11 protein-coding genes are annotated in these 10,178 nt (G+C 69.3%); 9 read left to right on the plus strand and 2 right to left on the minus strand.

Features of this window, described 5'->3' with window-relative positions; translation table 11 throughout:
- Positions 1-10: 10 nt before the first annotated feature.
- From ACFP2V_RS08275 to ACFP2V_RS08295, 5 genes are all read left to right on the plus strand, one after another.
- The gene (locus ACFP2V_RS08275; RefSeq protein ID WP_381207757.1) at positions 11-823 is read left to right on the plus strand and encodes an HTD2 family dehydratase; all 813 of its coding nucleotides are present in this window, start codon (positions 11-13) and stop codon (positions 821-823) included.
- Positions 824-827: 4 nt separating this feature from the next.
- On the plus strand, positions 828-2,048 hold the full coding sequence (locus ACFP2V_RS08280; protein ID WP_381207760.1) for an NAD(P)/FAD-dependent oxidoreductase: 1,221 nt from the start codon (positions 828-830) through the stop codon (positions 2,046-2,048).
- Positions 2,049-2,329: 281 nt separating this feature from the next.
- Positions 2,330-3,535 (plus strand): FAD-dependent oxidoreductase, encoded by a 1,206-nt coding sequence (locus tag ACFP2V_RS08285; RefSeq protein WP_381207763.1) that lies wholly within the window; start codon positions 2,330-2,332, stop codon positions 3,533-3,535.
- A 30-nt stretch (positions 3,536-3,565) separates the two neighbouring features.
- Positions 3,566-4,729, plus strand: a complete 1,164-nt coding sequence (locus ACFP2V_RS08290; RefSeq protein WP_381207766.1) for a CaiB/BaiF CoA transferase family protein — start codon at positions 3,566-3,568, stop codon at positions 4,727-4,729.
- 11 nt (positions 4,730-4,740) lie between these two features.
- Positions 4,741-5,583, plus strand: a complete 843-nt coding sequence (locus ACFP2V_RS08295) for an HpcH/HpaI aldolase/citrate lyase family protein (RefSeq protein WP_381207769.1) — start codon at positions 4,741-4,743, stop codon at positions 5,581-5,583.
- Here ACFP2V_RS08295 and ACFP2V_RS08300 read toward each other — a convergent pair.
- Positions 5,570-5,728, minus strand: coding sequence for a DUF1059 domain-containing protein (locus tag ACFP2V_RS08300; RefSeq protein ID WP_145766198.1), 159 nt, complete (start codon positions 5,726-5,728; stop codon positions 5,570-5,572). The two genes, ACFP2V_RS08295 and ACFP2V_RS08300, sit on opposite strands and share 14 nt — an antisense overlap.
- Positions 5,729-6,021: 293 nt before the next feature.
- Between ACFP2V_RS08300 and ACFP2V_RS08305 the strand changes: the two genes are divergently transcribed.
- The 3 genes from ACFP2V_RS08305 to ACFP2V_RS08315 all read left to right on the plus strand — a co-directional run bounded on the left by ACFP2V_RS08305 (position 6,022) and on the right by ACFP2V_RS08315 (position 8,666).
- Positions 6,022-6,393, plus strand: coding sequence for a nuclear transport factor 2 family protein (locus tag ACFP2V_RS08305; protein ID WP_381207773.1), 372 nt, complete (start codon positions 6,022-6,024; stop codon positions 6,391-6,393).
- A 100-nt stretch (positions 6,394-6,493) separates the two neighbouring features.
- Positions 6,494-7,447, plus strand: coding sequence for a fumarylacetoacetate hydrolase family protein (locus tag ACFP2V_RS08310; protein WP_381207775.1), 954 nt, complete (start codon positions 6,494-6,496; stop codon positions 7,445-7,447).
- 13 nt (positions 7,448-7,460) lie between these two features.
- Complete coding sequence (locus ACFP2V_RS08315; RefSeq protein ID WP_381207778.1) at positions 7,461-8,666, plus strand: VOC family protein; 1,206 nt, start codon at positions 7,461-7,463, stop codon at positions 8,664-8,666.
- Positions 8,667-8,982: 316 nt separating this feature from the next.
- Here ACFP2V_RS08315 and ACFP2V_RS08320 read toward each other — a convergent pair whose 3' ends face one another.
- Positions 8,983-9,807 (minus strand): rhomboid family intramembrane serine protease, encoded by an 825-nt coding sequence (locus ACFP2V_RS08320; protein ID WP_381207781.1) that lies wholly within the window; start codon positions 9,805-9,807, stop codon positions 8,983-8,985.
- Positions 9,808-9,939: 132 nt separating this feature from the next.
- Here ACFP2V_RS08320 and ACFP2V_RS08325 point away from each other — a divergent pair.
- On the plus strand, positions 9,940-10,178 hold a 239-nt coding region (locus tag ACFP2V_RS08325), incomplete at its 3' end, for a hypothetical protein (protein ID WP_381207787.1).

The raw sequence follows: 10,178 nt of genomic DNA on the forward strand, positions 1-10,178 counted from the left end.
AACGGATGGCATGACGAATCAGAAAACGGTCGAGCGCACCGAGGTGATCGCCGCCGAGCCGGCCGAGGCGCTGGCAGCGATGCTCGATCTCGACATCCCCCACAAAGCCGGGGACCGCGTGCTGCCCTTGTGGCACTGGATCTACCTGCTTGAGCGCAGCCGGGAGAGCGAACTGGGTGAGGACGGGCACCCGGTCGTGGGCATCCCGGCGCCCCCGGGCCCGGGCCGTCGGCGCATGTTCGGCGGCGGGCGGGTCACGACCCACGGGCTCCTCGAGATCGGCAAGCCGGCGACCAAGGTGACCTCCGTCGCCCGGTCCATCGACAAGCAGGGACGTACCGGTCTGCTGACCCTCACGACGGTCGCTCAGGAGATCTTCCAGGACGGGCAGTTGGTGATCCGCGAGGAGCAGGACATCGTCTACCGTGCCCCGGGCGCGAACGCCCTGCCGACGCCCCCGGCGCCGCCCGAGCCCCCGGCCGGCCCGCAACTGCGGCTCTCCGTCGACGAGCGGATGCTGTTCCGGTTCTCGGCGCTGACGTACAACGCCCACCGGATCCACTACGACCTGGACTGGTGCCGTCAGGAAGGCTACGACGGGCTGGTGATCCACGGCCCGCTCCTCGCCTTCATGATGGGCGAGCACATGCGCCGCGAGGGCATCGACCTGGTCGGCCGGACCTTCGGCTACCGCCTGGTCTCGCCGATGACCAAGGCGCAGACCTTCTCGGTCGTGCCGGGCCCGGACGGCCTCGCCCAGGGCGCCGAGGCACGCAGCGCCGCTGGGACGGTGTGCGCCGTGAGCACCTTGACGGAGGCGTGAGGCCATGACCGTGCGCGTATCCGACATCGTGGTCGTCGGCGGCTCCGTCGCCTCTCTCCGCGCCGCGGAGACCGTCGCCCGCCAGGCACCGCACCTCAGCCTCACGGTGGTCAGCGACGAGGCCCATGTGCCGCACGAGCGTCCACCGCTGTCCAAGGTGGGACTCGAGGAACCCTTCGACCGCGAGGCGCTGACCTACCCGGCGGTGGCACGCCTGCGCGAGCAGGGCGTCACCTTCGTGCTCAACACCCGGGCCGAGGGCCTTGACGTGGCGAACCACCGGCTGCTGACCACGGCCGGCTCCCTGGAATACGGCGCCCTGGTGGCGGCCACCGGATGCGAGCCATTCGTGCCGCCGGTGTTCGCCGGTCAGCCCGACGTGTTCACGCTGCGCCGCTATGAGGACGCGGTCGGGCTGCGCGCGGCGGTGTCGCGGCCGGGCGTACACGTCGCCGTCGTCGGCGCGGGATTCATCGGCGGGGAGTTCGCGGCCACCCTGGCCAAGGCCGGCCACCGGGTCACCGTGATCGACCTGGCGAAGCAGCCACTGGGCCGGTTCGGCGACGCTGTCGCGCAGGAGTACCAGGCCCTGCACCGGGCCGCCGGCGTCCAACTGCGGTTCGGCGCGGCCGTGACCGGTCTCGGCGAGGACGGGGGCCGGCGGTTCCTACTGCTCGACGACGATTCGCGGGTGCCGGCGGACGTCATCCTGGTCGGGGTCGGCGTACGGCCGTCGACGGCCTGGCTGGAGGAGTCCGGGGTCCTGCTCGACAACGGCATCATCTGCGATGCGACGCTCAAGGCGGCCGAGCGGGTCTTCGCCGCCGGTGACGCCGTGCGCTGGCCCAATCCGCGTTGGGGCGCCACGATGCGGATCGAGCACTGGACCAATGCCGCCGAGCAGGGGCGCGTGGCCGGCATCAACGCCGTCAACACCGTCTCGGGCGAGGGCTTGGTCGTCTGCGGCAGCGTGCCCTACTTCTGGTCCGACCAGCACGGTGTCCGCATCCAGTTCGCCGGCTACCGCACCGGAACAGAGGAGATCGTCGAAGACCGGAACGCCGACGGGCTTCTCGTCGTCTACCGCACGGGCGATCTCGTCACGGGTGTGCTGGCCTTCGAACGCCGGGCCCAGTTCGTGAAGCTCCGCGCCATGCTCCGCAACGAACTGCCGTGGCAGCAGGCCCGGACGGTCCTCACTCCCGGACCGGCTCCGGTCGGCTGAGGAGACCTCAGCCGGACGCCTCCGCCCCATGATCCTGGCCGTCAGGTGCAGGCAGGGGCGTCCTCGGCGTAGGCCTCGAACGTCCGGCGGGCTTCACGGTCTCGGCAATCCTCCGGCATTCGCAACGGCGCGGAAAAGCCGACAATCCCGATTCCATGCGCGAAGTGAATCGCCCGGGCAAATAGGTGGCATTGGCGGTCGGTCCCATTCTCGTTCATCGTGAAGCGCGGGATTCCGAAGCCGAAATCCCCGAAAAAAATAAGGAATTGTGGAGGGTGACGGTGAGCGAAGAGCAACAGGTCGTGGTGGTCGGCGCGGGACCGACAGGGCTCCTGACCGCACTCGGCCTCGCCCAGCAGGGAGTCGAGGTCACTGTCGTCGAACGTGCCCCCGGTCTTCAGGACGCGCCCCGGGCGATCGTCTACCACTGGTCGACCCTGGACGGCCTCGACCGGCTCGGCCTCTTCGAGGCGGCCCGGACGGCAGGCTTCCTCAAGCAGGATTACGCCTACCGAGTGCGCAGGACCGGCGAGATCGTCGAGTACGGACTCCAGCCGCTCGCGGGCCGGGTCAAGCACCCGTACAACCTTCACCTCGGCCAAGGGGCACTCGCCCGCATCATTCTCGACGAGGTGGAGAAGTTCCCCAACGTCCGTGTCCTGTGGGGCCATGAGCTGGTAGGCGTCTCCCAGGACGAGTCGGGCGCCGACCTGCGCCTGAGCTCGGACGCCGGCGAGACCACGCTCCGCGCTCCCTGGGTGGTCGGCGCGGACGGCGCACGCTCGGCGGTCCGCGGCGCGCTGGAACTCGGGTTCGACGGTATGACCTGGTCGGAGCGGTTCGTGGCCGCCAACATCCGCTTCCCCGACGACCGGGAGGGCTGGGCCCAGTCGACGTTCTACGTCGACGAGAAGTACGGCGCCATCATCGCCAAGATCGACGAATCCGGTGAGCACGGCCTGTGGCGCTACACCTACATGGAGGACGCGGCGCTCCCCGCCGAGACGGTGACCGAGCGCCTGCCGGGGTTCCTGGCGAAGGTCTTCGGCGAGGACGTCGCGGAAAACGTCGAGCTGGACGCCATCTCGCCCTACCGGATGCACCAGCGCAGCGCGTCGACCTACCGCGCCGGCCGGGTGCTGCTGGCCGGTGACGCGGCGCACGCCACGAACCCGTGCGGCGGGCTGGGCCTGACCATGGGCCTCTTCGACGCGTACGCGCTGATCGAGACGCTCGGCGCGGTCGTCGTGAAGGGCGTCGACGACACCGCCCTTACCAGTTACGCCGATGCCCGCCGCGCGGCCTTCGTCGACAAGGCGAGCCCGCGCGCCACCGCCAACAAGCAGCTCATCTTCCACTCCGGCGATCCCGCGAAGCTCGACCAGGACCTGGAGGTCTTCCGCCGGATGACTCGCGAGCCCGAACTCGCCGCCGATGTCATGTACTTCACCAAGACGCTGGAAAGCCCCTCCCTCCTCGCCCGCTGAGCCCCCGGCCCCTTCTCCAGGAGCACGCACATGCATCCCCTCCAAGGCCTGACCGTCGTCGCGCTCGAACAGGCGGTGGCCGCCCCGTTCGCCACCCGGCAGCTCGCCGATCTGGGCGCCCGGGTCATCAAGATCGAGCGGCCGGGAGTCGGTGACTTCGCCCGCGGCTACGACGAGACCGTGCGCGGTCTCGCCAGCCACTTCGTCTGGCTCAACCGCTCCAAGGAATCGGTCTGCCTCGACCTCAAGAGCGAGGACGGCCAGGCGGCCGTCCGCGAACTGATCCGGCACGCCGACGTCTTCGTCCAGAACCTCGCGCCCGGCGCAGCCGAGCGGCTGGGCCTGGGCGCCGACGAACTGCGAGCCGTGAACCCGGGACTCATCCACGTGTCGATTTCCGGATACGGCGCAGGGGGCCCGTACTCCGGCAAGAAGGCCTACGACCTCCTCGTGCAGTGCGAGGCGGGACTGGTCTCGATCACGGGCACCGAGGAGGAACCTTCGAAGGTCGGCATCTCCATCGCCGACATCGCGTCAGGCATGTACGCCTACACGGGGATCCTGACCGCGGTCATCCGACGCCGGCAGAGCGGGGAGGGCGCGACCATCGAGATCTCCATGCTCGAGGCGCTCGCCGAGTGGATGGGCTACCCGCTCAACTACGCCGCCTACGGCGGCACCGCGCCCGCCCGTACCGGCGCCCGCCACGCCGCCATCTACCCGTACGGCCCGTTCCGCTGCGGAGACGGCAGTCTGATCTTCCTCGGCCTCCAGAACGAACGCGAATGGCGCGTGTTCTGCGAGGAGATCCTCGACAAGCCGGAGCTGGCCGAGGACCCGCGGTACCTGCGCAACTCCTTGCGTGTGGAGAACGCGGGCGACCTGCGCGACGAGATCGAGCGGGCCTTCCTCGGCAGCACGGCGCCCGATGTCGCGGCGAAGTTGGAACAGGCGGGCATAGCCAACGCCCTCCTGCGGGACATGCACGGGCTCGCCGCCCACCCGCAGCTGAAGGCGCGAGGCCGGTGGAAGACGTACGAGTCGCCCAAGGGAACGCTGCGGGCGCTGGTGCCGCCCGTCACGATGGACGGTCTCGACCCGGTCATGGGGCCCGTTCCCGACGTCGGTGAGCACACCACCGCCGTGCTCGCCGAATTCGGTATCGTGGCCGCTGCCGAGCAGGCCCGGGCGTGAGGAGCAGCGACATGGCCGGACTGACGGCGCCGGAAGCGAGCGATGTGCTGCGATCGGCCGTCTCCTTCCTCTTCGTGCCGGGTGATCGCCCCGAGCGGTTCGCCAAGGCGGCCGCGACCGGGGCGGACGTCGTCGTCATCGACCTGGAGGACGCCGTCGTCGAGGAACGCAGGGACAGCGCCCGCGAAGCCGTCGCGGCGTACCTTGCGTCCGGCGGCCGCGCCTGCGTCCGGGTCAACGCGGTCACCAGCCCGCACCACCATCGCGATCTGGCTGCGCTCGCGGACCTGCCGGGCCTGCTCGCGGTGATGCTCGCCAAGGCCGACACCCGCTCCTCGGCGGCGTCGGTCGCGAGCCTCATGGACGTCCCCGTGATCCCGCTCGTCGAGTCGGCGGAGGGAGTGGCGCATGCGTACGAGCTGGCGGCCACCGCCGGTGTCGTCCGGCTGGCCTTCGGGCACCTCGACTATGCGCTCGACATCGGAGCGGAGCCGACCTGGCCGGCGATGCTCCACGCCCGGTCGAGGCTGGTGCATGCCTCACGGCTGGCGGGTCTCCCGGGACCGGTCGACGGCGTGACCACCGCCTTGGACGACGAACTGATCCTGGCCGACGACCTAAAGCGAGCGCAGGAAGTGGGCCTCGCGGGCAAGCTCCTGATCCACCCCCGGCAGGTGGCGCAAACCCAAGCCGCGTTCCGGCCGAGCGCGGAGGCCGTCGGCTGGGCCCGGAGTGTGCTGGCGGCCGCCGGCGGGGGCGAGGCGGTCCGCGTCGACGGGCACATGGTCGACGCGCCGGTCCTCGCCCGGGCCGAGGCGATCCTGCGCAGGGCCGAAGACGTCAGCGGGCCATGAGCAGGATCTGCTCGCGGTCGTACGTCAAATGAGGGTGGACCGCGCGTAGGTGAGCCTGGACCGCAGCCACCAGGGTGTCGTCGTCCGTCCCCTCGAGCAGTTCGCCGCAGGGGCATTCAAGGTATTTCTTCCGCTGCTTTTCCATGGCATTCAACATTAGCGGTGGAAGGACGTGCGCGGATGGTTCCGGCCACGTCTTTTCATGCGCGTTCTGCATCGGTGCACGCAACTTCCCGGCATTGTGCGGGCCGCCGCCGGACAGCACCCTGGAGGCAGTGGTGCGGTTTCCTGCAGCTCCCGCATTCAGGAATATTCCTGTCGTCACCACCAGGTCTCGGGGAAAAGGAATGCCCGCCTCGCGGGCAGCGCCGCCGAGTCCCGGCGGAGTACCTCACGGCCTGACCCGGCGACCGTTGATCCGAGTACGGAGACAAGACCATGACCCATGCATCAGCCGTCGTCGACGCCTATTTCGCCGCCGTCGTTGCGGGCGACCCTGAGGCCGTCGTGGCCCTGTTCGCTCCTGACGCGGTCCTCCAGAACGCCGCCGGCACCCTCAACGGGAGGGAGGCCATCGCGGCGATGTACCGCGCCGGCGTCGCTCCGGGGGCGATGAAGCCGAGCCCCCGTCCGTACGTCGTCAACGGAGACACCGTGGCAGTGGAGATTGACCTCTCCGCCAACGGCAAGGCCGTCGCCCTGGCCGACTTCTTCACCGTCCGCGAGGGCAAGATCCAGCGCTTGGCCATCTACAGCCTCACACCGGCCGACGCGCGCTTCTTCGACGACAAGACCGGCGAGCAGTCCTGACCGACATCACCCGCGACCACCCACTCAACGACAAGGCGCAGACATGAAGGTTGCAGTTTTCGGATCGGCCCACCGGGTCGGTGTAGTGCAAGACGACCGCGTGATCGACATCAGTGCCGCGTACGCCAAGTACCTGGCCGAGACCTCCGACGCACCCCGGCCGCAGGCCAGGGCCGCGGCCGAGGTGCCGTCCGAGCTGGGTGCGTTCATCGAGGAAGGCGACGGGGCCCTCGCGGGAGCCCGGGCCGCGCTCGACCACCTCCGTGACAACACCGCGGACCAGCGTGGCGTGGACGGCGAGCAGATCGTCTTCCCCTTGGAGGACGTGCAGCTGCATGCCCCCGTCACCGACCGCGCGCGTATCTTCTGCGCGCTGGCGAACTTCGCCGCCCACATGCAGAGCGCGGCCGAGAACACCCAGGACCCCGAACGCGAAGCCACGATCCAGCGCCTTGTTGCCGGCGGGCCGAAGTACTTCCTCAAGGACTCGCGTGCCGTCTCCGCGCACGGCGAGCAGGTGCGCTACCCGGCTCGCACCGAACGCCTCGACTACGAGGCCGAGATCGCCGCCGTCGTCGGCAGGCGCGGCCGTGACATCGCCGCCGACGATTTCGAGCCGTACATCTGGGGCTACACCCTCTTCAACGACTGGTCGGTGCGCGACAACGTCTCCTTCGGGCCGGACTTCGCCTACTCCAAGAACTTCGACACCTCCGCGACCGTCGGTCCGTGGATCGTCGTGGACGAGGGCCTGGAGCCGCAGGACATCCCGGTGGAGTGCCGCATCAACGGAGAGGTGCGCCAGAGCGGCAACACCAGCTCGATGATCCACACCTTCGCGGCCCTCGGGGAGTACCTCTCCCGCGACACCACCCTGTGGCCCGGTGACCTGATCGCCAGCGGCACGCCCAAGGGCACCGCGGTCGACTCCACGAAGGAGCAGGCCGACGGCTCGCACCCCGACGCGCTGTTCATCAAGCCGGGTGACGTCGTCGAGGTCTCATCCAGTGCGATCGGTGTGATCCGCAACGAAGTAGTCAAGCCGGACAACTGAGCATAACGGGGCCATGACCATGAAGAAATTCAACGTCGGGGGCATCCTCTACGACCGCCCGTTCAAGATCCGACGGCTCAACCACTTCGGCATCAGCGTCCAGGACACCGGTGCCGCCCTGACCTTCTACCGCGATCTGCTCGGCTTCAAGGTTTCGGACGTCGTCGACCTCCAGGAGGCTGATCCCGGACCGTGGCTCGACGGCCTTCCCGACACACGGCTGTATTTCCTGCGGCACAACAGCGACCACCACACCTTCGTCCTGATGCCCAGACCCTGGGTCGACAAGAACGACGACCCGGACCGTGACGACATCACGATCAATCAGATCACCTGGCAGGTCGGCACGTTGCGCGAGGTCGTCGAGGCGCGTCTGTGGCTCGAGGAGCAGGGCACGAAGATCGACCGCTACGGCCGTGACCCGGGATCGAACTGGCACACCTACTTCCCGGACCCGACCGGCCACACCAACGAGCTGGAGTACGGGATCGAGCAGGTCGGCTGGGACGGCCTGAGCAAGCCGACCGCGCTGTGGCCCTGGGTCCAGGAGCACCCGGAGCTCCCGACCAAGGCGGAGGCCGACGAGCTCATCGAGGCGGTCGCCCGGGGCATCGACCTGAACTCCGGCCATCGGTGGCTCGACGACGCGGAGAAGACGTACGACCTGGGCGGCGTACGCATGGCCCGGCCGTTCGCGCCGGTGCGCCTGGGCCCCGTCAGCCTCTTCGTCGAGGACGTGGCGATCGCGGAGGCCTTCTACACCGGGACGCTCGGCTTGGTGAAGAGCGAGGAGACCGTGGTCGCGGGGCATCGGGCGGTGTTCCTGCGGGCCAACACCGAGCACCACAGCATCGGCCTCTTCCCGCTGGAGCTGCGCGAGACGCTCGGCCTCGGCGACCACAGCACGCTCCTCTCCTTCGGCATCCAGATGGGATCCTACGAGCAGCTGCGCGCGGCGAAGACCTACCTGGAGGAGCGCGGCGTCACGCTCATCGACCTGCCCCAGGAGATCCACCCGGGCATCGACTACGTCGTGCATGCAGTGGACCCCGAGGGCCATGTGATGCAGCTGTACTACTACATGGAGCAGGTCGGCTGGGACGGCTCTGTCCGGCCCGCAGCCGAGCGGCGCCGCGTCGAGCCGGGCGTGTGGCCCGAGACGCTCGAGCCGCTCCCCGACACCTACCACGGAGAGACGTTCTGGGGGCCGATCGGCTGACCGGAGCGAAGCCGCGACCGAAGCCTGGGTCCATCGACGCAGAGCCGCCGATGGACCCCGGCTTCTTCTTGTTCGGGCGCGCCGCCCACAGCGGGATGCCGTCCGGCGCGACTCCTGCGGGGGTGCTTCCCGCCTGACGTGGAGTCAGGAAAGTGGGCAATGGGTCAGCGTGAGCCCTGTCAGAGGCTCGAAGATCCGGCAAAACATGCAGGTGGTTGAAGCATTCAACAATCGTCGGCCGGCCCGGGAATGCAAATATCACTTATGCAAAGCTGTTCAGGTTCTTCTTGCGCCGCCCGTTTCCTGGCATGCGGCCCTACCAGGGCCCCCGGGTCTGCCGTCCGTAGCGAACGCCGCCCGGTTCGGGGGGTGGGGGAGTGCCTGGTTTGAGGGGCCAGGCGATCAGCATGCCCGCCACGAAGCCGGCGACGTGGGCCAGGTAGGCGACGCTGCCGGCCTCCGAGACGCCGCCGCCGGAGGAGTACACGGCCTGCAGAACGAACCAGGAGCCGAGCACGATCCAGGCCGGCAAGCGCAGGGGCAGGAAGATCAGGAAGGGGACGAGGACCCAGACGCGTGCCCTCGGGTAGAGGACCAGGTAGGCGCCGAGGACGCCGGCGATGGCGCCCGAGGCGCCGATCAGGGGGGTGGTGGCATTGGGGTTCGTGAGTGCGAATCCGTATGCGGCCGCGTAGCCGCAGACCAGGTAGAACAGCAGGTACCGCAGACGGCCCATGCGGTCCTCGATGTTGTTGCCGAAGATCCACAGGAAGAGCATGTTGCCCAGCAGGTGCAGCCAGCCGCCGTGCAGGAACATCGCCGTGAGCACGCTCAGCTCGGGCGACTTTTCGTACGACGGCGGCCCCACCACGCACCCCGGCCCCTGCGGTCCCACCCCCGTGGCGCCCGTGGGCACCAGGTGGGGCACCTGGTGGTGGATCAGCTCCCGCGGCACGGCCGCGTACCGGTCCAGGAACGCCTGGAGATCGCACAGCTCCGCGAGACTGCTCCCGCTGCCTGTCAGGGAGCCGACGACACCGGGCGTGAAGAACACGAAGACGACGATGTTCGCGGCGAGCAGCGCGTAGGTGACCCACGGGGTGCGCCGTGCCGGATTCACGTCATGAACGGGGATGACCACGTTCCACTTGTGCCCTTGCCGCCGCCGGTGAATCCGCCGCCCCGCTGAACACCGCCATCCGGTCCTGCGTATCCCTTCCCAACTGCCTGCGGCGCGGGGAAGGGGCCGCGGGGCCGACGGGAGGAACGGGCCATGAACGACCGAGTGACCGCTGCGATGCAGGCGCTGCCCGACGGGGAGGCGGAACTCACGCTCGTGGTGCGCCTCTCCTGGGAGGACATCGCCAGGCTCGGCCAGGAGGCGGGGCGGCTCGCCTCCCGGATGCAGCGGCCGGTGACGCTGGACGAGGCGGTGAGCCACCGCCTGCGTTCGGCGCGGGCCACCGCCGCGCACGCGAAGCCGGCGGGGGAGCAGCCGCCGGCGGCCGTGAG

The organism is Streptomyces incanus (assembly GCF_042656345.1).
Classification (GTDB): domain Bacteria; phylum Actinomycetota; class Actinomycetes; order Streptomycetales; family Streptomycetaceae; genus Streptomyces; species Streptomyces incanus.